Annotated in this window: 25 protein-coding genes and 1 pseudogene; 13 read left to right on the forward strand and 13 right to left on the reverse strand. The window is 69.7% G+C overall.

Annotation, left to right across the window (positions count from 1 at the left end):
* Together ACIA8G_RS07500 and ACIA8G_RS07505 are read left to right on the forward strand one after the other, a co-directional pair.
* A pseudogene (locus tag ACIA8G_RS07500) lies at nucleotides 1–1,004 on the forward strand (hypothetical protein); the annotation flags it as partial.
* Nucleotides 1,005–1,057: 53 nt separating this feature from the next.
* Nucleotides 1,058–1,909, forward strand: a complete 852-nt coding sequence (locus tag ACIA8G_RS07505) for an alpha/beta fold hydrolase (RefSeq protein ID WP_396417492.1) — start codon at nucleotides 1,058–1,060, stop codon at nucleotides 1,907–1,909.
* A gap of 3 nt (nucleotides 1,910–1,912) precedes the next feature.
* Here ACIA8G_RS07505 and ACIA8G_RS07510 read toward each other — a convergent pair whose 3' ends face one another.
* From ACIA8G_RS07510 to ACIA8G_RS07530, 5 genes are read right to left on the reverse strand one after another with little or no spacing between them, the layout of a single operon-like run.
* Nucleotides 1,913–2,551, reverse strand: a complete 639-nt coding sequence (locus ACIA8G_RS07510) for a pyridoxal 5'-phosphate synthase (RefSeq protein WP_396417494.1) — start codon at nucleotides 2,549–2,551, stop codon at nucleotides 1,913–1,915.
* Nucleotides 2,552–2,561: 10 nt separating this feature from the next.
* Entirely contained in the window at nucleotides 2,562–3,590 is a 1,029-nt protein-coding gene (locus ACIA8G_RS07515; RefSeq protein ID WP_396417496.1) for an ABC transporter ATP-binding protein, read from the reverse strand.
* The gene (modB, locus tag ACIA8G_RS07520; protein WP_396417498.1) at nucleotides 3,587–4,390 is read right to left on the reverse strand and encodes a molybdate ABC transporter permease subunit; all 804 of its coding nucleotides are present in this window, start codon (nucleotides 4,388–4,390) and stop codon (nucleotides 3,587–3,589) included. Before modB ends, ACIA8G_RS07515 begins: the two co-directional genes overlap by 4 nt.
* Complete coding sequence (modA, locus tag ACIA8G_RS07525) at nucleotides 4,387–5,163, reverse strand: molybdate ABC transporter substrate-binding protein (protein ID WP_396417500.1); 777 nt, start codon at nucleotides 5,161–5,163, stop codon at nucleotides 4,387–4,389. Before modA ends, modB begins: the two co-directional genes overlap by 4 nt.
* A 1-nt stretch (nucleotide 5,164) precedes the next feature.
* Nucleotides 5,165–5,563 carry a molybdopterin-binding protein gene (locus ACIA8G_RS07530; RefSeq protein WP_396417502.1) on the reverse strand — a complete coding sequence of 133 codons (399 nt, stop codon included), beginning with the start codon at nucleotides 5,561–5,563 and terminating at the stop codon, nucleotides 5,165–5,167.
* A gap of 76 nt (nucleotides 5,564–5,639) precedes the next feature.
* Between ACIA8G_RS07530 and ACIA8G_RS07535 the strand changes: the two genes are divergently transcribed.
* Both ACIA8G_RS07535 and ACIA8G_RS07540 read left to right on the forward strand, forming a co-directional pair.
* On the forward strand, nucleotides 5,640–6,101 hold the full coding sequence (locus ACIA8G_RS07535) for a molybdopterin-binding protein (protein ID WP_396417504.1): 462 nt from the start codon (nucleotides 5,640–5,642) through the stop codon (nucleotides 6,099–6,101).
* Nucleotides 6,102–6,193: 92 nt separating this feature from the next.
* Nucleotides 6,194–7,342, forward strand: coding sequence for an ABC transporter substrate-binding protein (locus tag ACIA8G_RS07540; RefSeq protein ID WP_396417505.1), 1,149 nt, complete (start codon nucleotides 6,194–6,196; stop codon nucleotides 7,340–7,342).
* Here the strand turns inward: ACIA8G_RS07540 and ACIA8G_RS07545 are convergent.
* The gene (locus tag ACIA8G_RS07545) at nucleotides 7,339–8,304 is read right to left on the reverse strand and encodes an aldo/keto reductase (RefSeq protein WP_396418667.1); all 966 of its coding nucleotides are present in this window, start codon (nucleotides 8,302–8,304) and stop codon (nucleotides 7,339–7,341) included. The two genes, ACIA8G_RS07540 and ACIA8G_RS07545, sit on opposite strands and share 4 nt — an antisense overlap.
* Before the next feature lie 178 nt (nucleotides 8,305–8,482).
* On the opposite strand from ACIA8G_RS07545, the gene ACIA8G_RS07550 reads away from it, so the two are divergent.
* Complete coding sequence (locus tag ACIA8G_RS07550) at nucleotides 8,483–9,499, forward strand: polyprenyl synthetase family protein (RefSeq protein ID WP_396417507.1); 1,017 nt, start codon at nucleotides 8,483–8,485, stop codon at nucleotides 9,497–9,499.
* Here ACIA8G_RS07550 and ACIA8G_RS07555 read toward each other — a convergent pair.
* Nucleotides 9,405–10,256 (reverse strand): NAD-dependent epimerase/dehydratase family protein, encoded by an 852-nt coding sequence (locus ACIA8G_RS07555; RefSeq protein ID WP_396417509.1) that lies wholly within the window; start codon nucleotides 10,254–10,256, stop codon nucleotides 9,405–9,407. The genes ACIA8G_RS07550 and ACIA8G_RS07555 overlap by 95 nt on opposite strands.
* Nucleotides 10,257–10,307: 51 nt before the next feature.
* Nucleotides 10,308–11,210, reverse strand: a complete 903-nt coding sequence (locus tag ACIA8G_RS07560; protein ID WP_396417511.1) for an NADP-dependent oxidoreductase — start codon at nucleotides 11,208–11,210, stop codon at nucleotides 10,308–10,310.
* Between the two features lie 137 nt (nucleotides 11,211–11,347).
* Between ACIA8G_RS07560 and ACIA8G_RS07565 the strand changes: the two genes are divergently transcribed.
* The 3 genes from ACIA8G_RS07565 (at nucleotide 11,348) to ACIA8G_RS07575 (ending at nucleotide 16,674) form a co-directional block, all read left to right on the forward strand.
* Nucleotides 11,348–12,604, forward strand: a complete 1,257-nt coding sequence (locus tag ACIA8G_RS07565; protein WP_396417513.1) for a LuxR C-terminal-related transcriptional regulator — start codon at nucleotides 11,348–11,350, stop codon at nucleotides 12,602–12,604.
* 145 nt (nucleotides 12,605–12,749) lie between these two features.
* A complete protein-coding gene (gene icmF / locus ACIA8G_RS07570) occupies nucleotides 12,750–15,956 on the forward strand; it encodes a fused isobutyryl-CoA mutase/GTPase IcmF (RefSeq protein ID WP_396417514.1) in 3,207 nt (1,068 codons plus the stop codon).
* Nucleotides 15,957–16,110: 154 nt separating this feature from the next.
* The gene (locus ACIA8G_RS07575) at nucleotides 16,111–16,674 is read left to right on the forward strand and encodes a hypothetical protein (RefSeq protein WP_396417516.1); all 564 of its coding nucleotides are present in this window, start codon (nucleotides 16,111–16,113) and stop codon (nucleotides 16,672–16,674) included.
* A gap of 7 nt (nucleotides 16,675–16,681) precedes the next feature.
* Here the strand turns inward: ACIA8G_RS07575 and ACIA8G_RS07580 are convergent, their stop codons facing one another.
* Both ACIA8G_RS07580 and ACIA8G_RS07585 read right to left on the reverse strand, forming a co-directional pair.
* Nucleotides 16,682–17,362, reverse strand: a complete 681-nt coding sequence (locus tag ACIA8G_RS07580; protein WP_396417518.1) for an MOSC domain-containing protein — start codon at nucleotides 17,360–17,362, stop codon at nucleotides 16,682–16,684.
* A gap of 4 nt (nucleotides 17,363–17,366) precedes the next feature.
* Complete coding sequence (locus ACIA8G_RS07585) at nucleotides 17,367–17,801, reverse strand: nuclear transport factor 2 family protein (protein WP_396417520.1); 435 nt, start codon at nucleotides 17,799–17,801, stop codon at nucleotides 17,367–17,369.
* A 124-nt stretch (nucleotides 17,802–17,925) separates the two neighbouring features.
* Between ACIA8G_RS07585 and ACIA8G_RS07590 the strand changes: the two genes are divergently transcribed.
* The 3 genes from ACIA8G_RS07590 (at nucleotide 17,926) to ACIA8G_RS07600 (ending at nucleotide 20,504) form a co-directional block, all read left to right on the forward strand.
* Complete coding sequence (locus ACIA8G_RS07590) at nucleotides 17,926–18,435, forward strand: CGNR zinc finger domain-containing protein (protein ID WP_396417522.1); 510 nt, start codon at nucleotides 17,926–17,928, stop codon at nucleotides 18,433–18,435.
* Between the two features lie 112 nt (nucleotides 18,436–18,547).
* Nucleotides 18,548–19,705 carry a hypothetical protein gene (locus tag ACIA8G_RS07595; RefSeq protein WP_396417524.1) on the forward strand — a complete coding sequence of 386 codons (1,158 nt, stop codon included), beginning with the start codon at nucleotides 18,548–18,550 and terminating at the stop codon, nucleotides 19,703–19,705.
* Between the two features lie 109 nt (nucleotides 19,706–19,814).
* Entirely contained in the window at nucleotides 19,815–20,504 is a 690-nt protein-coding gene (locus ACIA8G_RS07600; protein ID WP_396417525.1) for a family 16 glycoside hydrolase, read from the forward strand.
* Between the two features lie 69 nt (nucleotides 20,505–20,573).
* On the opposite strand, the gene ACIA8G_RS07605 is transcribed toward ACIA8G_RS07600, so the two are convergent.
* Entirely contained in the window at nucleotides 20,574–21,224 is a 651-nt protein-coding gene (locus ACIA8G_RS07605) for a hypothetical protein (protein WP_396417526.1), read from the reverse strand.
* A gap of 158 nt (nucleotides 21,225–21,382) precedes the next feature.
* Between ACIA8G_RS07605 and ACIA8G_RS07610 the strand changes: the two genes are divergently transcribed.
* Nucleotides 21,383–22,945 (forward strand): GAF domain-containing protein, encoded by a 1,563-nt coding sequence (locus ACIA8G_RS07610; RefSeq protein WP_396418668.1) that lies wholly within the window; start codon nucleotides 21,383–21,385, stop codon nucleotides 22,943–22,945.
* On the opposite strand, the gene ACIA8G_RS07615 is transcribed toward ACIA8G_RS07610, so the two are convergent.
* Nucleotides 22,942–23,586: a response regulator gene (locus ACIA8G_RS07615; RefSeq protein WP_396417527.1), complete on the reverse strand. Its 645-nt coding sequence runs from the start codon at nucleotides 23,584–23,586 to the stop codon at nucleotides 22,942–22,944. The two genes, ACIA8G_RS07610 and ACIA8G_RS07615, sit on opposite strands and share 4 nt — an antisense overlap.
* Nucleotides 23,587–23,669: 83 nt before the next feature.
* On the opposite strand from ACIA8G_RS07615, the gene ACIA8G_RS07620 reads away from it, so the two are divergent.
* Nucleotides 23,670–24,473, forward strand: coding sequence for a universal stress protein (locus ACIA8G_RS07620; protein ID WP_396417528.1), 804 nt, complete (start codon nucleotides 23,670–23,672; stop codon nucleotides 24,471–24,473).
* On the opposite strand, the gene ACIA8G_RS07625 is transcribed toward ACIA8G_RS07620, so the two are convergent.
* Nucleotides 24,460–25,017 (reverse strand): YceI family protein, encoded by a 558-nt coding sequence (locus tag ACIA8G_RS07625; RefSeq protein ID WP_396417529.1) that lies wholly within the window; start codon nucleotides 25,015–25,017, stop codon nucleotides 24,460–24,462. The two genes, ACIA8G_RS07620 and ACIA8G_RS07625, sit on opposite strands and share 14 nt — an antisense overlap.
* Nucleotides 25,018–25,098 lie beyond the last annotated feature (81 nt).

Here is a 25,098-nt window from a genome sequence, read left to right on the forward strand (position 1 = left end):
CCGCGCCTGCCGCGCCTGCCGCGCCTGCCGCGCCTGCCGCGCCTGCCGCGCCTGCCGCGCCTGCCGCGCCTGCCGCGCCTGCCGCGCCTGCCGCGCCTGCCGCGCCCGCCGCGCAAGCCGCGCCCACCTCCCCCCGGTGCGAGCCCGTCATCATGGGCAACGGCCCATCCCTGCACCCGGAGGGCGTCACCTACGACCCGATCCGGCACCGCTTCCTGGTCGGCTCGGTCACGCACGGCACGGTGTCCCGGGTCGACCCCGGCGGCCAGGCCCGCCCGCTCGTCGACGACCCGTGGCTGATCACCTCCATGGGCCTCGCGGTCGACGCGCGCCGCGGCCGCCTGCTCGTCGCCAACGCCGACCTCGGCCTCGCCGACCGCAGCAAGCCGGAGACCACCAGGGCGTTCGCCGGGCTCGGCATCTACGACCTGCGCACCGGGCGGGCGCTGCACCGCATCACGCTCGCGACCGGTCCCGGCCACTTCGCGAACGACGTGGCGCTCGGCCCGGACGGCACCGCCTACGTCACCGACTCCATCGCGGGCACCGTCTTCCGCGTCTCCCCGTCCGGCCGCGCCACCACGCTCGTCACGCACCCCGACCTCGCGCAGCCGACGACCGGTGGCTGGGGCCTGAACGGCATCGCGCACCTGGGCGACAAACTCGTCGCCGCGCTCTCCGGCGCTCGCAAGCTCGCCGTCATCCCGCTCGGCAACCCGAGCAGCGTCACCACGATCACCGCACCGATCGGCGCACCGGACGGCCTGCTCGTGCTGGGCCGCGACCGGTTGCTGCTCGTGGACAACACGGCGGCGAACCGAGTCGTCGAAGTGCGCACCACGGACCGCTGGCAGACCGTGGAGATCGCCGGCGAGACCAAGTGGCCGGACAAGGCGCCGACCACGTTGACCAAGACCCCGTGCGGTGCGTACGCGGTCGCGGGCCGGCTCGACGTGTTGCTCGGTGGCGGGCGCAGCGACGAGTTCGTGCTCAGGAAGGTGTGAGCCGCTGTCACAACGGCGGCCCCGGCTCTGTCTGTACTGGCATGGAACCCGGCATGGAACCTGGCGAGTACAGCGTGGAGATCGACGGTGTCACGCAGGCGTTCGAGGTGCGTGGCAAGGGACCCGTGTGCCTGGTGCACTCCGGCGGTCCCGGCATCCACTCCGACTACCTGCGGATGCCGTTGCTGGAGGAACGCCTCACCATGCTCTACGTCGACCCGGTCGGCACCCGCCACAGCGGCCTGCTGCCGGACGGCGACTACCGCGTGGAGCGCTACGCGCACTTCACCCGTCGGCTCATCGCGCACTTCGGCCTGCACCGCCCGTACTTCCTGGGGCACTCGCACGGCGGCTTCGTCGGCCTGCAACTGGCCCTGGAAACGCCGGAGGTGCTCGGCGGCATGGTCATCTACGACTCGGCGCCGGTCTACGGTCCTGAGCTGTTCGAGGAAGCGGGCCGGCAGGTCAACGCCTCCGTAGCGCGCTGGCCGGGCCGTCCCGAGATCGAGCACGCCGGCCACACCTTCTGGGAGTACAAGCGGCCCGACGGCCCGGCGATCACCGACCGCGAGTCGTTCCTCGGCTACCTGAAAGGCGTGCTGCCGCTGTACTTCGCCGACTACCGCCGGACCGTGGGGGAGGCCGGGATCCTCCCGATCGACGTCACGTTCGACCCCGCCCGGCAGCCCTCGCGGTGGGACGTGCGCGGCAAGCTCGGGAAGATCTCCCTGCCGGCGCTCGTCATCGCCGGTGCGTTCGACTTCATCTGCCCGCCCAGGTGGGCTCGCGATCTGCACCGCGAACTGCCCGCGTCCCGGCTGCGGATTCTCGACGGCAGTGGCCACTTCGGACACATCGAGCAGCCGTACGACTTCGCGGACGCCGTGCTGACGATGACCTGCTAGCGGTCAGGGCCAGAGCAGCGTGCGGGTCCATTCGGCACGATCGCGCGTGTACTGCACACGCACGTGCTTGCGGCCCGTATCGCCTTGCCAGAACTCGACCTCGTCCGCCGTGACGTGGTACAGCGTCCACGCGGGAGCCACGGCGTCGGGAGCCTGTTCGACGGAGGCTCGCAGCGCCTCCTCCAGCTCGTGGCGGCTGCCCAGCACGTCGCTCTGCCTGCCCAGCAACGCGTTCGCGCGGGCGCTGGGGGAGCGGGCGAGGAAGTCCTGGGCGCTGTCCTCGGCGTTGGCGACGCTGACCGCACCGCGCACCCGCACCTGGCGGCCGAGAGCGGGCCAGTAGAACGTGAGTGCGGCCCAAGGTGTGTTCGCGAGCTCTTTGCCCTTGCGGCTCACCGCACTGGACGCGAAATGCCACACGCCGTCGCGGAGGTCCTTGAGAATCAGCACGCGGGCTGAAGGCTTGCCGGAAGGGTCCACAGTGGACAGCGTCAGTGCGTGCGGCTCGGTCACGCCCGCGGCGATCGCGTCCGACAGCCACGCGGCGAACAGCCGGTCCGGATCGGCCGGCGCGCCGGCCGGGTCGAACGCGGGCAGCGGGCCGGCGAGCGACGGGAGGCCGCGGAGCAGGTCGGAGATCACGACCACGATGCTAACGGGGATAGGTGTGGATCTCGGTGGCTTTCAAGGAGACCCAGAGCAGATCACCGGGTTGCAGCCGCAGCTCCGCGACGGTCGCCGTGGTGATGTCGGCGAGCACGGACGGCGTGCCGGTCAGATCCACGCGGGTGGTGTGCGCGTGCTGCTCGATGCCGGAAACCACGGCGGGCCAGGTGTTGCGCGGGCTGCCTGACGGTTTCTCGGTGTACAGGCTGACGGCGGACGGCGGGAACACCACGTGCACCAGCCCGTCCGCCGGTGACGCGATGGTGAGGGTGCCGCCGTCGTCGAGGCGGACCTCGGTGCCGTCGGCGGCGCCGCGGTAGAAGTTGAGGCCGACCAGGTGGGCGACGTAGTCGGTGTGCGGCTGCCGGACGACCTCGCGCGGGGTGCCCTGTTGCACCACGCGGCCGTGCTCCAGGATGACGAGCCGGTCGGCTAGCACCATGGCGTCGAGCGGGTCGTGGGTGACCAGCAGGGTGTGGCCGGGGTAGTCGCGCAGGTGCTTGCCCAGTTCGGACCGCACGCGCAGGCGGGTGCCGGCGTCCAGCGCGGCCAGGGGCTCGTCGAGCAGCAGCAGTTCGGGGGACGTGGCGAGGGCGCGGGCCAGTGCGACGCGCTGGGCCTGGCCGCCGGAGAGCGTGCGGGGCCTGGCCTTCGCGAACTCGGCGAGCCCGACCTGGGTCAGCCAGCGCAGTGCGGCCGCGTTGGCGTCGGCCTTGCGGGTGCCGCGGGCGCGCAGACCGAACGCGACGTTGTCGAGCGCGCTCATGTGCGCGAAGAGCAGGTAGTCCTGGAACACCACGCCGATCGGCCGTTGCTCGGCGGGCAGACCGTCCCAGGTGGACCCGTTGTGGCTGATGCTGCTGCCGGCGGTGAGACCGGCGAGGGCGCGCAGCGCGGTGGTCTTGCCTGCACCGTTGGGGCCGAGCAGGGCGACCACCTCGCCCGGTTCGATGGTGAGGTCGACGTCGAGCGAGAAATCCGGGCGCGTGACGCGGAGTTCGGCGTGCAGGGTCATGACGGACCACTGATCCACTTGTCGCGCAGGCCCGCGAGCACGGCGACGGAGACGAGCAGCAGCACCATGCTCAGCACGATCGCGGCGTCCGGATCGGTCTCCAGCGCCAGGTAGACGGCCAGGGGCATGGTCGTCGTCTTGCCGGGGAAGTTGCCCGCGAACGTGATGGTCGCGCCGAACTCGCCGAGCGCGCGGGCCCAGCACAGCACGGTTCCCGCGACCACGCCCGGCATGATTCCCGGCAGGGTCACCCGGCGGAACGTGAGCCAGCGCGAGGCGCCCAGCGTGGCCGCGGCCTCCTCGAAGCGCGGATCGGCTGCCCGCAGGGCACCCTCCACCGAGATGACCAGGAACGGCATCGCCACGAACGCCTCGGCGAGCACGACTCCCGTTGTGGTGAACGGCAACGAGACCCCGAACCACTGGTCGAGGTACTGGCCGACCAGTCCGCGCCGCCCCAGCACGAGCAGCAGCGCCACACCGCCCACGACAGGTGGCAGCACCAGGGGCACGGTCACGAGCGCGCGGAGGATGCCGCGCCCAGGGAGGTCGCTGCGGGCGAGCAGCCACGCGAGCGGGACTCCCAGCAGCAGGCAGACGATCGTGGCGAGCGAGGCGCAGATCAGCGAGAGCCTCAGCGCCTCGCCGACCTCGGGGCTGAAGAGCTGCGCGGGCAGCGTCGCCCACGGTGCCTTGACGAGCAGGCCGGCCAGCGGCACGAGCAGGAAGGCCAGCCCGATCACCGCGGGCAGCACGAGGACGACGGGGAGCCGTCCTCGTGCGCGGTGCCTGGTCGTCACGGAGCCGCGAAACCGGCCTCGGTGAGGACCGTGCGGCCCTTGCCCGACAGCACGTAGTCGACGAACGCCTTGGCGGCGGCCGCGTTGGGCGCCTTGGCCAGCGGCGCGATCGGGTAGTCGTTGACCGCCTTGTCGGCCTCGGTGAAGTCCTTGCCCTCGACCTTGTCGCCGGCCGCCTTCACGTCCGTGCGGTAGACCAGCGCCGCGTCGACCTCACCCAGTGACACCTTGGTGAGCACGGCCTTGACGTCCTGCTCCAGCGTGTCCGGCGCGGCGGTGACCTTGGCCGCCTCGAACACCTTCTTCGACGCCGCGCCGCACGGCACCTGCTCCGCGCACAGCGCGATCTTCAGCTCCGCGTTGGCGAAGTCGGCGAGGCCGGAGACCTTGCCGGGATTGCCCTTCGGCACCGCGATCTGCAGCGTGTTCTTCACGAACGTCGTCGGCGTCGCGGTGATCGTCCCGGTGTCGGTCACCTGCTTCATGTTCGCCGGCGCCGCCGACGCGAACACGTCCGCGGGCGCGCCCTGGTTGAGCTGCTGCGCCAGCGCCGAGCTGCCGGCGAAGTTGAACTTGACCTTCGCGCCGGGGTTCGCGGCCTCGAACTCCTTGCCCAGCTTGGTGAACGACTCGGTGAGCGACGCCGCCGCGAACACCGTGATCTCCCCGGTGACACCCGCTGCGCTGGTGGGCGTCGGCGTGGACGTGCCCGGCTGCCCGGAGCCGCAGCCCGCCAGCGCCAGCGCCGCCACGACTGCAAGGACTCTCTTCACTTCAGGCCTCCGGGATCTCGACGACGACGTGGGTGGACTTGATGGAGGCGACGGCGACACTGCCCACCTCGAGGCCGAGCTCGTCCGCGGACTCGCGGCTCATCAGCGACGTGATGCGGAACGGACCGGCCTGCATGTCGACCTGCGCCATGACGCCGTCCTTGATGACGCGGGTGACGATGCCCTTCATCCGGTTGCGCGCCGACGCGGCAACGGTGGCGCCGGGCTCGGCCGCCTCGGTCATCTGCTGCGCGAACGCCGCGAGCTCAGTGCCGCTGACGCCCTTGCGCCCGTTGTCGAGGAGCACCGACTGCAGGCGTCCCTGGTCGATCCACCGCCTCAGGGTGTCATCACTGACCCCGAGCAGGGCGGCGGCTTCGCTTATCCGCAGATTCGGCACGAACGGGAGTGTAGATACGCGGATGCGGAGTATTCAAGGATGGTGGGCGTGCTTCTGCGGCTTTACCATCGTCGTCATGGAGCCCGCGACCCGGATCCCCGTGCCCCGGCCACCGCTCGGTGCCGACCAGGTGCTCGTCACCGGTGACATCAGCAGCGAGTGGGTCATCTCGACCACCGACCTCGACGCCCACGCGGGCGCGGGTGTCGACGTCCCCTACGTGACCCGCCGGCGCCGCGAGGTGCACCACGTCCAGGGCGTGCAGCTGCACTCACTGCTGACGCGCGTGCAGTTGCGCACCGACACCGGGCACAAGATGGACCACCTCAGCTTCGTCGTGCTCGTGGAGTCCGCCGACGGGTACCGCGCGCTGCTGTCGTGGGCGGAGGTCGACCCGGAGTTCGGTGCGTGCGCCGCGCTGCTCGCCACCCGCTACAACGGCCGGCGCCTGGCCCGCCCGACCCTGGTGGTGCCACGGGACGGCCGGGCCAGCCGGTACGTGCGGGACGTGTGCCAGGTGCGGCTGTCCCGCCACTAGTTGTCGGGGGAACCCGACTTATCGGTGGCGTCTCATCTCGTGACCATCAGCGCTTCGCATCACCGCCGATGCCACTAGGAGCGCCGTCAGTCATGCACGTCAGGGTCGTAGCCGCTGTCCTCCTGCTGGTCGCCGGATGTTCCGCCGAGCCGGAGAGAGGTCCCCGCGGCGAACCCATCAAGATCGGATACCTCAACAACTCCTCCGGCGCGTTCGCGGTGCCGGAACTGCAGATCGGCGCCGAGGTCGCCGTCGCCCACCTCAACCGCAAGGGCGGGGTCCGCAACCGTCCCCTCGAGCTCATCACCTGTCCCACGGACGGCACGCCGGCGCAGTCGCAGGCCTGCGCAGGGAAGTTCGTCAGCGAGAAGGCCGCGGTGGTCGTGCAGGGCGTGGACACCGGCGCCGACGCCGTGATGCCCACGCTCGCCGACGCCGCCATCCCGCTGGTCGGGCACGTGCAGTTCACGCCCGGCCTGATGAACCACAAGAACGCGTTCTTCTTCGGTGCCGCCGCCGTCGCCTACGGCACCGCGGCGTTGAAGTACTACGCCGACCAGGACGTGAAGTCGGTGGCGTGGCTGCTGCCCGAGTCGCCGACCACCCGCGCCTTCACCGACACCGTGCTGACCCCGGCGGCCAAGCGGTTCGGGCTCGACTACCGCTCGGTCTACTACCCCGCGGACAACCCCGGCTGGGACGACCTGGCCCAGACCGTGCAGACCGCGGAGGCGTCGGGCAGCATCGCCGCCACCGAGGAGCAGTGCACGCACATCGTCAAAGCACTCCGCGAAGCCAACTACGACGGGCGCATCCTCGCGGCGTCGTGCACGGGACTGCCCAGGTCCGTGGGGAACCAGTCGATCGGCGTCGAGCTGTCGGCCGACTTCTGGCACCCGACGGACCCGCTGTCCGCACCACCGGCCAACCAGGACGAGATCGAGGAGTACCGCCAGGCCATGAAGGAGGCGGGCCACGACGAACCCGTTGCGGGAGCGGTGGTGTCGTTCGCGGACATCATGACGCTCGCGCGGGTGCTGTCCACTTCGGACGGTACGCCGGAGCGGGCGTTGCGGGCCGTGAAGAACCTCGACAGCTTCCTCGGCCCGCAGATCACCTGCGACCACGCCTGGTTCGGCAACTCGGCGTGCAGCACCGCGGTGCTGTTCTACCGGTTCCAGCCGAACGGGGCGCTCAAGGCCCAGATCCCCGACTTCATCGAGGTCGCGAAGCTGGGTTAGGAGTGACCGGCGATGCGGTGAGGCTCGTAGGCCTCTTCCAGGAGCTTCACCTCGTCGTCGGTCAGCTGGAACTCCAGCGACGCCACCGCGTCGTCCAGGTGCCCCGGCTTGGTGACGCCGACGATCGGAGCCGTCACGACCGGGTTGCGCAGCAGCCACGCCAGCGCCACCTGCGCCCGCGAGACGCCCCGCGCCGACGCCACCGAGGCCACGCGTTCCACGGTCGCCTGGTCGGAGGAGACGTACAGACTCGACCCGAACTCGTCGGTCTCGGTGCGGGCGGTGACGGCGTCCCAGTCACGGGTCAGGCGGCCGCGGGCCAGCGGGCTCCACGGGATCACGGCGATGCCCTGGTCCGCGCACAACGGCAGCATCTCGCGCTCCTCCTCGCGGTAGAGGAGGTTGTAGTGGTTCTGCATCGACACGAACTTCGTCCAGCCGTTGAGCTGCTGCGTGAACAACGCCTTGGTGAACTGCCACGCGTACATCGACGACGCGCCGATGTAGCGGGCCTTGCCGGACTTCACCACGTCGTGCAGCGCTTCCAGCGTCTCCTCGAGCGGAACGGCGGGGTCGAAGCGGTGGATCTGGTACAGGTCCACGTAGTCGGTGCCGAGGCGGCGCAACGAGTTGTCGATCTCGGCGAAGATCGCCTTGCGGGACTGCCCCGATCCGTTCGGGCCGGGGCGCATCCGGCCGTGCACCTTGGTGGCGAGCACGATCTCCTCGCGGCGGGCGAAGTCCTTCAGCGCGCGCCCGGTGATCTCCTCCGAGGACCCGTCGGAGTAGACGTTCGCGGTGTCGAAGAAGTTGATGCCGGCCTCGAGGGCGGCCTGGATGAACGGCCGGGACTGCTCCTCCGGCAACGACCAGGCGTGGTTGCCCTGCGATGGATCTCCGTAGCTCATCATGCCGAGACAGATCTCCGACACGTCCATGCCGGCGAGCTTGGTGTAGCGCATGGTCAGCCCCTCAGGAAAAACGACGATCACGGTCGGGTGATGGTGACGACAACCCGTTCAACATCAACGTAGTCCGGCTCGCCGGATCGTGCCCCTCTTTAACACGTCTGTGGAAACCGTGTGCCCGGTGCTACCTGCGGGTTTAGCGTCGTTTCCCGGGGTCTGAGAGGAAGTTCGCATGACGAGCACGGACGTGGTCGCACCGCCGCGAGACTCGCAGAGCGTGCTGGAGTGGAGCCGCGCCACGGTCGACGCGCCGCTGCGGGCCGTCATCGCGGACCTCCCGGACGAGACTCGCGAGGTCGTCGAGTACAACCTGCGGCAGCAGGACTTCACCGCGGCGGCCCTGGCGCTGCTGGCGGCGGAGACGGTCGGTGACGGGGGCGGGGCGGTCCGGGTGGCGGTCGCGCTGGAGCTCGCAACCCAGCACGAACAGCTGCACGCGGACCTGATGACCCGCGCGGTCAGCCGCGGTCATCTGCCGGCCGCGTGGGTGGAGTTCGGCGACGACCGGGTCGTCTCGGCCGCCGAAGCCCTTCTGTCGCTGGCCTTCGCGCAGCTCACCAAGTCCGAGGTCATGGTCCTCAACGCCGCACTTCTGTCCGTTGTGGACGGTTACGTCCAGGAGATCGAGCTGGACGAGCGCGACGACATCGACATCGCGGAACACCTGGGGGTGGCGGCGGCGAAGCACGCGGCGCTGCCGGCGTGCGCGTGCGAGCTCGGCGCGCTCGCCGCGGGGGCGAGCCGCAGCCAGGCCGACCACCTCCGGGAGTTCGGCGACGACATCGGCCTGGCGCGCAAGCACGTGGACGACGTGCTGGCCATCTGGGGCGGCCCGGCCATCAGCGGCAAGCCGCTGTACGACGACCTCGCGCACGGGCGCCGCACGCTCCCGGTCGTGGCCGCGATCGACGCGGGCGCCGACGTGTACGCCGAGACGGATCCCCGCGCGGTGGCCGATCTGGTCGAGCAGGCCGGCGGCCGGAAGTGGTGCGAGCAGCAGGCCGAACTGCTGCTCGCCCGTGCCCTCAACCACCTGCGTCAGTGCCGGCCGAGGGCACGGGCGGCGGACGAGCTGTTCGGGCTCGCCAGGGAGATCACGACCGCCAGGAGTGCTCAGGCTCGAACCCCAGCACCCGGCGTGCCTTCTCAATCGACAGCAGCGTCTCGTGAGGACCGAACGCCCTCCTGATCGGCACACCGGGGTAGACCTTCGCGACCAGCTCGTCGTTCGGCGTCGTCATGCACGTGTCGGCGTTCGCGATGATGAACACGTCGAACCCGGCGGCGTCGTGGGCCAGCGCCTTGCGCACGGCCTGGGCGCCGTCCCGCGCGTCGATGTACGACCAGAGATTCCACTTGCGCGCCAGCGGATCGGCGTCGAACGGGAAGCGCTCGTAGTCGTGCGGCTCCATGACGTTCGAGAACCGCAAGCCGATGATCTTCATCGCCGGCTCCCACCGGCAGAACTGCTGCGCGAGCGTCTCGTCGACCAGCTTGCCCAGCGAGTATGACGTCTCCGGCCGCCCTGCGTACTCCTCGTCGATCGGGATGTACGGCGGGGGAGTGTCGAACGGCAGGCCCAACACTGTCTCGCTCGACGCCCACACGACGTTGTGCACACCGGCCAGCCGTGCGGCGGCGAACACGTTGTACGTGCTGGTCACGTTGTTGTGGAACGTGCGGGCGTTGGGCGCCACGCCCGGCCCCGGAATCGCGGCGAGGTGCACCACCGCGTCCAGTCCGTCGTACCTGTCGTCGATCCCGCCGATCGCCTCGACGACCTGGCCGTAGTCGGTCAGGTCGACGCGCGTGAACTCGCACCCCTGGGGCGCCGGGGGAGCGGCCTGGTCGAGGTTGTGGACCTCCCGGCCGTGCTCGATCAGGTCGGCCACGACGGCCCGCCCGAGCTTGCCGCTGCCTCCGGTCACCGCAACGCGTTGAGTCATGAGTCAAATATTGCCAGCTGATGACAGCGTTGCCAGCCCATCGAGACGGTCCTAGGGGCGCAGGACGACCTTGCCGCCGGCGTGACCGGTCGCGACCAGCTCCTGGGCCTGGGCGGCGTCGGCCAGCGGAAGGCTCCGCGCGACCCGCACACCGAGCTTGCCGTCGGCGGCGAGGCGGGCGTACTCGGCGAGTTGAGCGCCGAACGGGCCACCGCCGGCGGAGAACGTGACGCCCAGCTCGGCGGCGCGGGGATCGGCGATGGTGACGATCCGATCGGTGCTGCCGCGCAGCTCGATCGACACCTCCAGGTCACCCTGCCCGGCCGCGTCGAACACGGCGTCGACGCCGTGCGGTGCGGCGGCGCGGACCCGGTCGGCGACGCCGTCACCGTAGGCGACCGGGATGGCGCCGAGGGAGCGCAGGTAGTCGTGGTTGCCCGGCGACGCGGTGCCGATGACCGTGGCCCCGCGGGCCACCGCGAGCTGGACGCCGACAGCGCCGACCACACCCGCGGCCCCGTGCACGAGCACCGTCTCGTTCGCCCCGACCTCGAGGGCGTCGAGCACGCGGTTCGACGTCTCGACGGCCACGGGCAGCGCGGCGGCCGTGTCCCAGTCGAGGCCCGCCGGCTTGGGGGCGAACTCGGTGGCCAGGGCGTACTCGGCGTAGGCGCCGGTCACGGTCCAGGCCAGGACCTCGCCGCCCACCGAGACCCCGGTGACGCCCTCGCCGACCTCGTCGACGACGCCGGCCGCCTCCAGTCCGGGGATGGTCGGCAAGGCAGGCGTCATCTGTGGCGGCATCCACCCGTTGCGGATCTTGTAGTCGATCGGGTTGACCGCGGCTGCCACGACCTTCAGTCGCACCTGTCCTGGTCCGGCGTGCGGCTCCGCGGCCTCGTCCAGGCGCAGTACTTCCGGGCCGCCGTGCTCGCCGTAGGTGATCGCCTTCATGGGTTCGCTCCCGTGTTCGCCTTTAGTTGATGTGTCAACCCTAGCGCGGCTCGGCGACCGCTGACCTACTCCTTCGGCTAGTTCGCGCTAGCCGAAAGGACGGCTGCGATCGGGCGCCGACGACTACGCTCGAGCTCATGGACCTGATGACGGCCGTCGACGTGATCCAGGCGCCGCTGGGCGAGACGTTGCCGCGGCTGTCCGAGGCGTTCTCCGCGACCATTCCCCACCGGGCGGTGGCCGAGCTGTCCAACTGCTCGTTCGCGCCGTTCAAGTTCCGCGGCGAGTCGCCGGGGCCGTCGGCCGGCATCGCCGATCTCGCCGCGTTGCGCCCGCTGGTGCCGGGGAGGGGAGCCTGGCAGGGGCGAGCGGTCATGGCGGGCGTGGAGATCCCCGTGGTGGTCCTGGCGAGCGACGTCACCGAACCGGGCGCGCTGCTGGTGTTCCTGCGGGTCGAGGACACCCCTGTGCCGGACGAGGTCCTGGCCCCCGCCCAGGCGTTGTGGGACCTGGTGACCGCGCACATGGAGGGCCTGCGGAACGAGGCGGTGCCCGCGACGCTCGCGGTGTCACGGGCGGCCGCGGCGGCGCGTGCCGTGACCATCTCCGATCTCGGTGACGCGTACGGAACCGCGCTGACCGCACTGCTCAGCGTGCTGCGCGACCGCACCGTGGACGACGCGACCGCCCGCACCCGTGCCGCCGACCTCGCCGTGACCGCGCTGGTGGAGCTGCGCTCGCGGGCCGAGCTGGAGCAGGCGCTGACCGAGGAACGGGCAGGCGACGCCTTCGACCGGCTGGCCGACTCGCTGCGGCGGGTGCTGCGCGGCCGCGGCGTGCGACTGGACCTGGGCACGCCCGGCGCGGAGGAAGGTGCGGACCGCGTCCTGCCGACCGAGGTCGCCGCCACGGCCAGCGCGGTGGTCAGGTCCGCCGTGCACGCGATGATGGACGACCAGCGCAACGTCAGCCGCGTCCACATCGGGTGGAAGGTCGTCGCGACCGTGCTGAAGGCGACCGTGCGGGACGACGGCCCCGGCACGCTGTCCTGCGGCAGCCTCGACGCGCGCCGCGTCGCCGAACGCCTGGGCCCGCTCGGCGGACGGGTGGAGGTGGACGCGGTGCCGGGGTGGGGCAGCACCGTGACCGTCGAGGTCCCGATCGGGCCGCCGGAGAACCCGCGCGAGGACCCGCTGACCGTGCTGGGCGCGCGGGAGCTGGAGGTGCTGGGTCAGCTCGCGCGCGGCCGGCGCAACCGCGACATCGCTCAGGAGCTGCACATCAGCGAGTCCACGGTGAAGTTCCACGTGGCGAAGATCCTGGAGAAGCTGGGCGTCGGGTCACGCGGTGAGGCGGCCGCGCTGGCGCACGAGTGGGGCGCCGCAGCGCGCTAGGGCTCGACGGCGCTCACTCGTAGCGCTTCGCGAGCGTGTCTGTGGCCAGTGCCGGGACGATGCCTTACTGCTCGGTTCCTGCTCGATACAGAGACCTGGACCACCCTCAGTTGCACGTCCGATAGTAGGAAGTCAAACTATTCTCATGGCGATCCCTCTGCACAAGCCGGCGAACCCGGTGCGCTTTGTGACCGCGTCCAGCCTGTTCGACGGCCACGACGCGGCGATCAACATCATGCGTCGGATCCTGCAGTCGCAGGGTGCGGAGGTCATCCACCTCGGCCACAACCGGTCGGTCGCGGAGGTCGTCGACGCGGCGATCCAGGAGGACGTGCAGGGCGTCGCCATCAGCGCCTACCAGGGCGGGCACGTCGAGTACTTCTCGTACCTGGTCGAGCTGCTCAACGAGCGCGGTGCCGGGCACATCAGGGTCTACGGCGGCGGTGGCGGCGTCATCGTCCCCGAAGAGATCGAGCTGCTGCACTCCCGTGGTGTCGCGCGGATCTTCTCGCCGCACGACGGGCAGACGCTCGGCCTCGCCAAGATGATCAACATGATGATCGAGGAGTGCGACCACGCGCTCACCGAGCCGTTCAGCCACGACGCGCTGCTCACCGGCGCGGACGAGGCGCTCGCGCGCGCGATCACGCACATCGAGGCCGGTCAGCCGGTCGATGTCGACAGCGCCCGCAAGGTCCCGGTGCTCGGCATCACCGGCACCGGTGGCTCGGGCAAGTCGTCGCTCACCGACGAGCTGGTGCGCCGGTTCCGGCTCGACCAGCAGGACAAGCTGCGCATCGCGGTCCTCGCGGTCGACCCGACCCGGCGCCGCGGCGGTGGCGCGCTGCTCGGTGACCGGATCCGGATGAACTGCCTCGACGGTGACCGGGTGTTCTTCCGAAGCCTGGCCACGCGTCGTGCGGGCAGCGAGATCCCGGACGGCCTGGAGCAGGCGATCAAGGCGTGCAAGGCGTCCGGTGCCGACCTGGTCATCGTGGAGACGCCCGGTATCGGTCAGGGCGACGCGGCGATCGTGCCGTTCGTGGACTTCTCGCTGTACGTGATGACGCCGGAGTTCGGTGCCGCGTCGCAGCTCGAGAAGATCGACATGCTCGACTACGCGGATGCCGTGGCGATCAACAAGTTCGAGCGCCGCGGTGCCGAGGACGCGCGCCGGGACGTGGCGCGGCAGATGGTCCGCAACCGCGAGGCGTTCGGCGTGAAGTGGGAGGACATGCCGGTCTACGGCACGTCCGCCGCGACGTTCAACGACGACGGCGTCACCGCGCTCTACCAGTTCCTGCGCGACGGCCTCGTGGAGCACGGTCTGGCCGTGGAGGACGGCGCTCTCACGACCGTCAACGGCAAGACGTCCACGTCGGCGTCCACGGTCGTGCCCGCCTCCCGCGCGCGCTACCTCTCCGACATCGCCGACACCGTGCGCGGCTACCACCGCAAGACCGACGAGCAGGTCGAGGCGGTCCGCACGCACCTCCAGCTCACCGCCGCGCAGAAGGCTCTCGAAGCGGCGGACAAGAACATCAGCGACATCGCCGAACTGGCGGACGCCGCCGAGCGCAAGGTCGACCGCGGCACCGCGGACCTGCTCGAGCAGTGGCCCGCGACCCGCGAGCAGTACTCCGGCGACGAGCTCGTGTTCAAGGTGCGGGACAAGGAGATCCACACCAGCCTGACGCGGGAGACGTTGTCCGGCAACCAGGTCCGCCGGGTCAGCCTGCCGCGCTACGACGACGAGGGCTCGCTGCTGCGGTTCCTGCGCAAGGAGAACCTGCCGGGCTTCTTCCCCTACACGGCAGGCGTTTTCCCGTTCAAGCGCGAGGGCGAGGACCCGGCGCGCATGTTCGCCGGCGAGGGCGACGCGTTCCGCACCAACCGCCGCTTCAAGTACCTGTCGAAGGGCAACCCGGCCACCCGCCTGTCGACCGCGTTCGACTCGGTGACGCTGTACGGCCGCGACCCCGACACCCCGCCGGACGTCTACGGCAAGATCGGCACGTCCGGCGTTTCGATCGCGTCGCTGGACGACATGAAGGCGCTCTACGACGGCTTCGACCTCGTCGCGCCCACCACGTCGGTGTCGATGACGATCAACGGCCCGGCGCCGACGATCCTCGCGTACTTCCTGAACACCGTGATCGACCAGCAGGTCACGAAGTTCCGCGACGAGCACGACCGCGAGCCCTCCGCCGAGGAGTACGAGCAGCTGCGCAGGTTCGCGCTGGCCAACGTCCGCGGCACGGTGCAGGCCGACATCCTCAAGGAGGACCAGGGCCAGAACACCTGCATCTTCTCCACGGAGTTCTCGCTGCGCATGATGGCGGACATCCAGGAGTGGTTCATCGGTCAGCAGGTCCGCAACTTCTACTCGGTGTCGATCTCCGGCTACCACATCGCCGAGGCCGGGGCGAACCCCATCAGCCAGCTCGCCTTCACGCTCGCCAACGGTTTCACCTACGTCGAGTCGTACCTGGCGCGCGGCATGAACATCGACGACTTCGCGCCGAACCTGTCGTTCTTCTTCTCCAACGGCATGGACGCCGAGTACAGCGTCATCGGCCGGGTCGCGCGCCGGATCTGGGCCGTGGCCATGCGCGACCGCTACGGCGCCGCCGAGCGTTCGCAGAAGTTCAAGTACCACGTGCAGACCTCGGGCCGTTCGCTGCACGCGCAGGAGATGGACTTCAACGACATCCGCACCACGCTGCAGGCGTTGTGCGCGCTGTACGACAACTGCAACTCCTTGCACACCAACGCTTACGACGAGGCGATCACCACTCCGACCGAGTCCTCGGTCCGCCGCGCGATGGCCATCCAGATGATCATCAACAAGGAGTGGGGCCTGTCCGCGAACGAGAACCCGTTGCAGGGCTCGTTCGTCATCGACGAGCTGACCGACCTCGTCGAGGAAGCGGTGCTGCTGGAGTTCGACCGCATCTCCGAACGCGGCGGCGTGCTCGGTGCGATGGAGACGGGCTACCAGCGCGGCCGAATCCAGGACGAGTCGATGCTCTACGAACAGCGCAAGCACGACGGCTCGCTGCCGTTGATCGGCGTCAACACCTTCCTGCCGGAGGGCGGCGAGCGGGAGATCGTGAAGATCGAGCTCGCCCGCGCCACCGAGGAGGAGAAGGAGTCGCAGGTCGACCGGACCCGCGCCTACCAGGCCGCGCACCGCGACGAGGCCCAGAAGGCGCTGGCCCGCCTGCGCGACGTGGCGCAGACGGACGAGAACGTGTTCGCCGTGCTGATGGACGCCGCCCGCGTGTGCACGCTCGGCCAGATCACCGAGGCGTTCTTCGAGGTGGGCGGGCAGTACCGCCGCAACATCTAGGCCTGCCAACGACGACATGAGCGCTCATCAACCTCGGTTGATGAGCGCTCATGTCGTTAAACCTGTATTGACATCCGGCAAGGCGCTCCGGCACCCTTGCGACGGCTGGCAGCGAGGGGTTGCCAACGCGCGCATTGAATGCCTTGGGGGGCACATGCACGGAATCAGACGTGTTTTCAGCCTGATCGCGATCATCCTGGCCATCGGGGCCTTGGCGGTGCCCGCGGGCAGCGCGTCACTCGGCAGCGCTGCGGAAGAGCAGGCGGCGATCGCCGCGGCGCCCTACGACACCACCACGAACCAAGTGGCCTGGCTGCGCCAGTGCGCAAGCCTGAGCTGCGGCTATCACGTTCTTCCCGCCGGCACGGCCATCACCGTCTTCTGCTACTCGAGCAACGTCGGCATCGACTGGAACATCGCGGTGACGAAGTCGAGCTACCTCGCGGGCCACCTGGATGTGAGGGCTGTCAACAGGCCCCACGAATTCCAGTCCTGCAGCAACGCGGGCAGGAAGCTGTTCCCGATGAAGACCGATTTGTGGCTGCACAGCTGTCCGGCGATGGCCTGCGGGTACGGAGTGTCGCCGCCCGGTCATGACATCGCGGGGCTCGCTCCCGGCCCGTGGCGCGAGGGCTTCGACTGGTACCTGGTCCTCGACCACGACAACGTGAACAGGAACCTGGTCGGCTGGGTGCACACCGAGGACATCGACTCGTAGCCCGCCTCTAGACGGCATAAGGCCGGCCGACGATCCACCCGCCGATGTGGCCGGGCAGCTCGTCGGTCGGCACCACCTCCACCGCGTCACCGACCCGCACCACACCAGGCCGGATCACCCAGCTGTCCAGGCACAGCACGCCACCGAACTCGTGCCGGATCCGCCGGTGCACGTCGAGGTCCTGCGCGCCGGTGTCGGGATCGATCGTCGTGACGACGCACCGTGCCCGCTGCTTGAACACGCCGATCATGAGGTCACCGACGACCAGTGCGTGCCCAGGCCAGCCGTCCTCCTCGCCCGGCTCGACGCCGCCGATCAGGATGTTGGGCCGCAGTCGCCGCACGTCGACACCGGCCGCCTCGACCTGGCCGTCCGTGGCCACGAGGACGTTGAGCACGTCGAAGCGCTCAGGCCCGGTGTAGCGGGTCAACCGTCCGCCGTGCGGGAGCACCAGCGCGTGCGCCTCCCAGCTGTCCCACGGATGTCCGTCCACCAACGGGCCGTCCGGTCCGGTGGAGGCCGGGATGGTGAGCAGGCCGTACCGGGTGCGTCCGGTCAGAACTCCGCGCGGCCCCTGCACGTGCACGAGCCGGTCGCCTGCCACCCCGTCGTCGGTGAAGGTGGCCTCCTGCAGTGGTTCTCCGCCCAGTGACTTCACCGGATAGCGCCACAACGCTTCGACATGCATCGCGTTACTCCGTTGGGATGTCGTCGGTCGAACTCGGGTCGATGCGCCGCTCGGACTCGGCGATCCGGACGTCGTTGATGCTCGCCTCGCGCCGGCTCATCAGGCCGGACGGCGCGAACTCCCAGTTCTCGTTGCCGTAGCTGCGCCACCACTGGCCCTCGTCGTCGCGCCACTCGTACTGGAAGCGCACCGCGATGCGGTTCTCGCCGTGAGCCCAGAGCGACTTGCGCAGCACGTACTCGTGCTCGCGCTCCCACTTCTTCGTCAGGAACGCGACGATCTCGCCGGTGCCGCGGACGAACTCGGACCTGTTGCGCCACACCGAATCCGGCGTGTAGGCCGCGGCGACGCGCTGCGGGTCCCTGGTGTTCCAGGCGTCCTGGGCGGCCCGCACCTCGAGCCGGGCGGTGTCGGCGTCGAACGGGGGCACGAGGTTCACGTCGAAGCTTCCTTCCAACGGTTGAGCGACGTTTCAAACGTTAGAACGTGTGACTAACGGAAGCAAGGGCGTGTTACCGTTAGTTGTGCTGCTCACCCCTGACGAACCCCGTCCGGTCCTGCTGATGAACACCATCTGGGCGAGCAGGTCACGGGTGAATGACGACCTGACCACCGTCGGTGGCCTCGCGGATTTCCTGGGTCTTCCCGCGGACGAGGCCGACCTGGCGGCCTTCCGGGCACTGCGGCAGGCGTTGCGGGACCTCGCGGGCGTGCTGACCGGGGACACGCGTGCGGTCGCGCAGGAACGCGATCTTCATCGCGCCGTGACCGAGGTGAACCTGGCGGCGAAGCGGGCGCGGGAGTGGCCGCGGCTGGTCGTGGAAAACGATGGAAAACTGGTGCGGCACAACGAAAGTGAAGGCGCACCGGCGACGCAGGCGCTCGCGTCGATCGCGGCCGAGGCGGTGGAGCTGTTCACCGGCGAGAGCAGTGTGTTGTTGCGCGCCTGTTATGCGCCAGGGTGTGTGCTCTACTTCGTCAAAGATCATCCGCGCCGGGAGTGGTGTTCGCCAGTGTGTGGCAACAGGGTCCGCGCGGCGCGGCACTACCGGCGCAACCGGGCTGGCGAGTGAGCGAATCCCCTGGTCCGAACGGGTTTTCCTGATCGCACGGGCTACACATGAGCCGCTCCGGTTCCGATAACCCGGTAACAGAAGGCGCTTTTGTGTGTGGTGGTGATCCGCGATGTCCCGAGAATCCGTGCCAGGTCACGACATCAGCTATCACCTCGTCTGCTTCGACGAGACCGGCAACGAGCGGGGGCGCGAGAGCGCGGACGTCGTGTACGACGCCCGCCGAGGTGTCACCGACGTGTTCTTCTTCATCCACGGGTGGAACGGCGACGTGCCGGCCGCCCGCCTGCAGTACGGGCAGTGGGTCAAAACGATGGCCGACTGCCGCGCCGAACGTGAAGCGGCGCACCGGCTTCCCGGCGGCTTCAAGTCGTTGCTCGTCGGCCTGCACTGGCCGTCGAAGGCGTGGGGCGACGAGGACGTCCGATCCGACGAGTTCATCAGGGCGCAGTCGGATCGCCTCGGGGGAGGCGCCGGCCGCACCGCCGCGGTGCGCACGATCGTCCAGGCCGCGCGCGAACACCCGTGCCGGATGTCGGCCGCGGTCAGGCAGGCCTACGACTACCTGGAGAGCTCGGTTCCCGACCTGCCCGGCGAGGACGGCATGGCGTTCGACGCCGAGCAGCTCTACCGGGCGTGCCTGGAGGACCCCGCGCTGGGCGGGATCCTGTCGCCGTTGCGGATCCTGACGTTCTGGAAGATGAAGCGGCGCGCCAAGGTGTTCGGTGAGAGCGGCGCGGCGCGGCTCGCCCGTGACGTCGCCCAGGCCGCACCGCAGGCGCGGATCCACCTGATGGGCCACAGCTTCGGCTGCATCACCGCGACCGCGATGGCGAACGTCGTGCCGGCGGCCACGCTGACCCTGGTGCAGGGCGCGATGTCGTTGTGGTCGTTCGCGGAACGGCTGCCGGGCGAGCCTGGCTCCGGCTACTTCCGCGGCGTGCTCGGCCGGGTGCCCGGCCCGATCATCGTCACCACGTCCGCGCACGACCACGCGATCGGCCGGTTCTACCCGCTGGCCGCGCGCTCGGGCCGCCAGGTCGACCTGGACGAGTACCCGAAGTACGGCGGCCTCGGTTCGCACGGCGTGCAGGGCACGTACGCGCACGGCCATAACATCGGATCTCCTGGCGAACTGACCAGGGGACAGGTGCACAACGTCGACTGTTCGTCGGTGATCCGCCGAATCGACGGAATTGCGGGCGCTCACAACGACATCTGTCACGCGGAATTGGCGCGGTTGCTGTGGAAGGCGGTGCTTGCCAGGTAGCTTTGTCCGTTTTCAGAAACACAGGTTTCCGTTGACTGCTCCGATGACTGAGCCCTAACGTGGGATGCACCGTCGCTGCCGAAAACCTCGGAGCCGAGGACGGTAACTGATGTTTCGTCGTCCATTGTGGATAGTCGCTGCCTTCGTGCTGGCGCTCGTCGCGGGCATGACCCCGGCACGGGCCGCTGATCCCGTGCTGGTGCCCATGTTCGACGGCAAGACACTCGACGGGTGGACCGCGCACGCCAAGGACGCGTTCGTCGTGAAGAACGGCGCGATCCACAGCCAGAAGACCGCCTCGCGCGGCTGGATCTACTACAACAAGCAGCAGTACAAGAGCTTCCGGTGGATCTTCAAGCTGCGCCAGGTCTCCGGTGACCACAAGCCGACCGTGCTGATCTGGGGCAAGATCCAGACACCTCCGCTGAACGGTCTGGGCGCCATCCAGTTCCAGCCGCCCAACGGCGGCGCGTGGGACTACCGGCCGGGCCACAACAACGGCGGCAAGGGTCTCTTCACGAAGTACCCGCACCCGAGCTGGGACGTCAAGAAGTGGGCGCAGTGCGAGCTGCTCGCCAACGGTGACACCGGAATCGCGCGCATGGCGTGCTGCCCGCTGCCCGACGGCGCGACCAAGTGCAAGGCGCAGGAGGTCCTGAAGTTCGAGGACAAGAAGGAACCCGCCGGCCGCGTGGCGCCGCTGGCGATCCAGATTCACAACAAGGGCATCGAGGACGAGTACAAGGACCTCGTCGTCGAGTCACCGGTGGCGGACCCGACGAAGTTCATCACCACGTAGCGGACAAATAGGACCGTGGCCCGTCCCGCGCCGTCAGTCATACCCCCGCACGGCGTGGGACGGGCACGGTCATCCCGTGCCGAGCCGCAGGACCATCTGCGGCACCAGCGTGTTGCCGAGGCACGGGCGCAGGTCCGCGCGCAGCGCGGACAGGCTCGCCGGATCGTGTGCGGCCGTGACGGCGAAACCGACCGTCCCCGCGGTGAGGACGACGCGCTGTGTCGCTTGTCCCGCACGGATTTCCGCCGCTGCCCCCTGGTTGAAGGTGCAGAGCACCATCTCGGTGCCGCTGCGCACGTGCAGCCACGCCCGTTCCACCTCGGCCGCGCGGCACAGCAGCCCGCGCCAGGAGGTCAGGTCGGGGAATGTCGTCCACGTGCGACGGTTCGTGCGCAACGCGTGCAGCAGCGCCAGCACGTCCGGGTTCGGTTCCTGGTACCCGCCGAGCCGCACAGCCGCGGCCGCGCTCGCCGCGCTGGGGCCGGGCAGCAGCGTCACCAGAGGCTGGATTCCGTGGCCCTGCAACGCCAACCGCAGGTTGAGCAACGCGACACCGCACGCGATCCGGGTCTCCCTGGAGTGCGGTGTGGTCGTGTGCAGCTCGATCTGCTCGGGACGCACCTCGAACCGCATACCGGGGGCCGAGGCTCTCGCGAGCGCGAGGACGCCGTGTACGTCCTCACCCGCAAGTCCGAGTGAGTCGGGCACGGCGATGGTCATGCTCACACTGTCAGGCCGCCGGTGGCAGGCAGGCCACAGTCGAAGGTCCTCACTTACTAGGGCCGTGTGATGCGCGAAAGTGTGCGAATCTAGTCTGCGTGCCTGATGAGCCTGGTCGCCGAGGCCTCGACGAGCTGCTCGACGAGGTGCGGGACCGCATGGACGAGATCGTCACCACCCGTGACCACATGCAGGAGTTGCTGGGCGCGGTGCTCGCGGTCGCGTCCGGGCTGGAGCTCGACTCGACGCTGCAGCGCATCGTGCAGGCCGCGGTCGACCTCGTCGGCGCCCGTTACGGCGCGCTCGGCGTGCTCGGCACCCGTGACGACCTGTCCGAGTTCGTCTACGTCGGCGTGGACGCCGAGACGCGCGCGACGATGGGTCACCTGCCGGAGGGCAAGGGCCTGCTCGGGCTGCTGATCAAGGATCCGACGCCGCTGCGGCTGCACGACCTCTCCCAGCACGACATGTCGGTCGGCTTCCCGCCGAACCACCCGCCGATGCACAGCTTCCTCGGCGTGCCGGTGCGCGTGCGCGACGAGGTGTTCGGCAACCTCTACATGACCGAGAAGATCGAGGCCGCCGAGTTCACCGCGGACGACGAGGCCGTGCTGCAGGCGCTGGCGGCGGCCGCGGGCATCGCGATCGAGAACGCCAGGCTGTTCGAGAAGTCCCGGATGCGCGAGCGGTGGCTGGAGGCGATCGGCGAGGTCAACTCGGAGCTCCTCGGCGGCGCGTCCGGCGAGTACGCGCTGCGCCTGATCACCCAGCGGACCGTCGAGCTCGCCGGTGCCGACTCGGCGCTGGTCGTCCTGGGCGACGGCGGGGACGCCCCGTTGACGGTGGCGGCGAGCGCGGGCGTGAAGATCGACGACTTCAACGCCTCCGACTACGCGGTCGACGAGGTGATCCGCTCCGGCATCCCGCTGCTGGTGGACGATCTGGGCTCGGCGTTCGGTCCCGCGCTGGCGGTGCCGCTGCGCTCGGGCCCCGGCGTCACGGGCGCGCTGGTCGTGCTGCGCAAGGGCGGAGAGACCCGGTTCCTGCCGGACCAGGTGCCGGTGCTGGCCTCGTTCGCCGACCAGGCGGCGGTCGCCCTGGAGTTCGCCGAGCAGCAACGCTCGCAGCGCCTGCTGGACGTGCTGGAGGACCGCGACCGGATCGCCCGCGACCTGCACGACCACGTCATCCAGCGGCTGTTCGTCACCGGCCTGACCCTGCAGGCGACCACGCGGCGGGTCACCGATCCCGAGGTCGCCGCACGGCTCCACACGGCCGTGGAACAGCTAGACGAGACCGTCCGCGAGATCCGCACGTCGATCTTCGATCTGCACTCGGCGGACAACACCTCGTTGCGGCGCAGGCTGCTCGACCTGGTGGCCGGCCTGACCGAGGCGACCTCCCTGTCCCCGGCCGTGCGGATGTCCGGCACGGTCGACAACTCGGTGCCGCCCGAGCTCGCCGAACACGTCGAGGCGGTGGTGCGCGAGGCCGTCACGAACGCGGTGCGGCACGCCGAGGCGACGGAGCTGACGGTGCTGATCGACGCGGGCACCGAGGTGGTGATCACGGTGCAGGACAACGGGATCGGCCTCGCACCGGACGTCGCGCGCAGCGGGTTGCGCAACCTCGCCCACCGCGCCGCGCAGTTCGGTGGCACGCTCGCCGTGGAGAAGCCTGAGGGTGGCGGGGCCTGCGTCGTGTGGCGGGTGCCGCTCTAACGCTTCTCGTCCTTGCGGAACTGCGACGCGAACACGGCCGCCTGGGTGCGGCGCTGCATGCCGAGCTTCGCGAGCAGGTGCGAGACGTAGTTCTTGACGGTCTTCTCCGCGAGGAACATCCGCTCGGCGATCTGCCGGTTCGTCAGGCCCTCGCCGATGAGGTCGAGCACCGTGCGCTCCTGCTCGCTGAGCATGCGCAGCGGGTCGCCCTCCTCGCGTTCCCGGCGGATGCGGTTGAGCAGCGCGGACGTGGTGCGGGCGTCGAGCAGCGACTGGCCGGCGGCGACCGTGCGGACCGCGTTGACCAGGTCGGCGCCCAGGATCTGCTTGAGCACGAACCCGGACGCGCCCGCCATGATCGCGTCGAACAGGGCCTCGTCGTCCGCGAAGCTCGTCAGCATGAGGCACTGCAGGCCGGGAATCCGGCTGCGGAGCTCGCGGCACAGTTCGATGCCGTTGCCGTCGGGCAGCCGGATGTCGAGCACCGCCACATCGGCCTGCGCGGAGGGCACCTTGGCCAGCGCCTCCGTGACCGATGCGGCGTCACCGACCACTTCCAGATCGGACTCCTCGCCGAGCAGGTCCGCGATGCCGCGGCGGACGATCTCGTGGTCGTCGACGAGGAAAACGCGCGTCGCCATTGCCTCACGGTAGCCCAAAGTCCCTGACAGGAGGGGACCATCGGCACGCGGCCCGTTACGCCGTCGGGGCCTACTTTGGGATCATGAGCGGTCTTCCCGTTGTCGTCGGAGTCGACGGTTCCTCGTCCGCGCTGGCCGCGGTGGCGTGGGCCGCGCGGTCGTGCGCGGTGCACTCGGCGCCGTTGCGGCTGGTGCACGCGTACACGCTGCCGACGCGCGGCTACCCGGAGGTCATCTCATCGGCCCGTGAGCTGCGTTCGGCCATGTACGACCAGGGGCGGATGTGGCTCTCTCAGGCCGTTGCCGTCGCACAGGCGGAAGCACCGGACGTACCCGTGGAGCACGACCTGCGGATGGAACACCCCACGCCCGTGTTGCTCGCGGAGTCTGCACGCGCGCGTCAGATCGTGGTGGGGTCGCACGGGCTGGGCGGGTTCACCGGGGCCTTGGTGGGTTCAACGGCCGTGGCGCTGTCCGTGCACGGGGAGTGTCCCGTAGTGGTGGTGCGCGGAGAACGGCACGACGGGCCCGTGGTGGTGGGCGTCGACCTCTCGCCTGGGTCGGACCCGGCGCTGGGCTTCGGGTTCGAGGAGGCGGCGGCGTCCGGTGTGCCGCTCGTGGCGGCGATGGCGCACATCGACGAACAGTCGTCGTTGCTCGCGGCGCGGCTGTCGGGGTGGCTGGAGAAGTACCCGGACGTGCCGGTCGAGCAGCTCGTGGTGGGGGAGCGGCCGATCCCCCTGCTGCTGGAGCTGGGGGAACGCGCCGGACTGCTGGTGGTGGGTTCACGGGGGCGTGGCGGATTCGCCGGGATGCTGCTCGGGTCTACCTCGCAGGCCCTGATCTACCACGCCCCGTGCCCGGTGGCCGTGGTCAGGCCTGCTTGACCGCGGAGATCTCGAACTCGAGGACGACCTTCTCGCTGACCAGGACGCCGCCGGTCTCGAGCGCGGCGTTCCAGGTGACGCCGTAGTCCTTGCGGTTGATGGTGTGCGAGCCCTCGAAGCCCACGCGGGTCTGGCCGTACGGGTCGACGGCCACGCCCTCGAAGGCGAACGGGATCGAGATGCTCTTGGTGACGCCCTTGATGGTGAGGTCGCCGGTGATCTCGAAGTTGTCGTCGTCGATCTGCTTCGCGGAGGTCGAGACGAACGTGATCTCCGGGTAGGTCTCGGCCTCGAGGAAGTCGTTGGTGGTCAGGTGACCGTCGCGCTGCGCGTTGCGGGTGTCGATGCTGGCGACCTTCAGGGTCACCTCGGCGGTGGTGTTCTCCGGCTTGTCACCGTCGATCTTGATCTTGCCGTCGAACTCGTTGAACGCACCACGAACCTTCGTGACCATCGCGTGACGGGCGACGAAGCCGATGCGGGAGTGCGAGCCGTCGATGACGTAGTCGCCGGTCAGAGCGGAGAGGTTGGTGGCCGTGGTCATGGGAGTGCCCTTCAGGTTGCTGCGTCCGATTGGTTGATCTGTCATCTACCCTGCACCAACCTGGATGATGTGTCAACTATT

The organism is Lentzea sp. NPDC051213 (assembly GCF_044455585.1).
Lineage (GTDB): Bacteria > Actinomycetota > Actinomycetes > Mycobacteriales > Pseudonocardiaceae > Lentzea.

What these genes read in the sequence shown, in the direction of transcription:
- ACIA8G_RS07505 (WP_396417492.1), top strand. Translation starts at nt 1,058, where the DNA reads ATGGAACCTGGCGAGTACAGCGTGGAGATCGACGGTGTCACGCAGGCG.
- ACIA8G_RS07515 (WP_396417496.1), bottom strand. Translation starts at nt 3,590, where the DNA reads ATGACCCTGCACGCCGAACTCCGCGTCACGCGCCCGGATTTCTCGCTC.
- ACIA8G_RS07535 (WP_396417504.1), top strand. Translation starts at nt 5,640, where the DNA reads ATGGAGCCCGCGACCCGGATCCCCGTGCCCCGGCCACCGCTCGGTGCC.
- ACIA8G_RS07540 (WP_396417505.1), top strand. Translation starts at nt 6,194, where the DNA reads ATGCACGTCAGGGTCGTAGCCGCTGTCCTCCTGCTGGTCGCCGGATGT.
- ACIA8G_RS07545 (WP_396418667.1), bottom strand. Translation starts at nt 8,304, where the DNA reads ATGCGCTACACCAAGCTCGCCGGCATGGACGTGTCGGAGATCTGTCTC.
- ACIA8G_RS07550 (WP_396417507.1), top strand. Translation starts at nt 8,483, where the DNA reads ATGACGAGCACGGACGTGGTCGCACCGCCGCGAGACTCGCAGAGCGTG.
- ACIA8G_RS07555 (WP_396417509.1), bottom strand. Translation starts at nt 10,256, where the DNA reads ATGACTCAACGCGTTGCGGTGACCGGAGGCAGCGGCAAGCTCGGGCGG.
- ACIA8G_RS07560 (WP_396417511.1), bottom strand. Translation starts at nt 11,210, where the DNA reads ATGAAGGCGATCACCTACGGCGAGCACGGCGGCCCGGAAGTACTGCGC.
- ACIA8G_RS07565 (WP_396417513.1), top strand. Translation starts at nt 11,348, where the DNA reads ATGGACCTGATGACGGCCGTCGACGTGATCCAGGCGCCGCTGGGCGAG.
- icmF (WP_396417514.1), top strand. Translation starts at nt 12,750, where the DNA reads ATGGCGATCCCTCTGCACAAGCCGGCGAACCCGGTGCGCTTTGTGACC.
- ACIA8G_RS07575 (WP_396417516.1), top strand. Translation starts at nt 16,111, where the DNA reads ATGCACGGAATCAGACGTGTTTTCAGCCTGATCGCGATCATCCTGGCC.
- ACIA8G_RS07580 (WP_396417518.1), bottom strand. Translation starts at nt 17,362, where the DNA reads ATGCATGTCGAAGCGTTGTGGCGCTATCCGGTGAAGTCACTGGGCGGA.
- ACIA8G_RS07590 (WP_396417522.1), top strand. Translation starts at nt 17,926, where the DNA reads ATGAACACCATCTGGGCGAGCAGGTCACGGGTGAATGACGACCTGACC.
- ACIA8G_RS07595 (WP_396417524.1), top strand. Translation starts at nt 18,548, where the DNA reads ATGTCCCGAGAATCCGTGCCAGGTCACGACATCAGCTATCACCTCGTC.
- ACIA8G_RS07600 (WP_396417525.1), top strand. Translation starts at nt 19,815, where the DNA reads ATGTTTCGTCGTCCATTGTGGATAGTCGCTGCCTTCGTGCTGGCGCTC.
- ACIA8G_RS07605 (WP_396417526.1), bottom strand. Translation starts at nt 21,224, where the DNA reads ATGACCATCGCCGTGCCCGACTCACTCGGACTTGCGGGTGAGGACGTA.
- ACIA8G_RS07610 (WP_396418668.1), top strand. Translation starts at nt 21,383, where the DNA reads ATGGACGAGATCGTCACCACCCGTGACCACATGCAGGAGTTGCTGGGC.
- ACIA8G_RS07615 (WP_396417527.1), bottom strand. Translation starts at nt 23,586, where the DNA reads ATGGCGACGCGCGTTTTCCTCGTCGACGACCACGAGATCGTCCGCCGC.
- ACIA8G_RS07620 (WP_396417528.1), top strand. Translation starts at nt 23,670, where the DNA reads ATGAGCGGTCTTCCCGTTGTCGTCGGAGTCGACGGTTCCTCGTCCGCG.
- ACIA8G_RS07625 (WP_396417529.1), bottom strand. Translation starts at nt 25,017, where the DNA reads ATGACCACGGCCACCAACCTCTCCGCTCTGACCGGCGACTACGTCATC.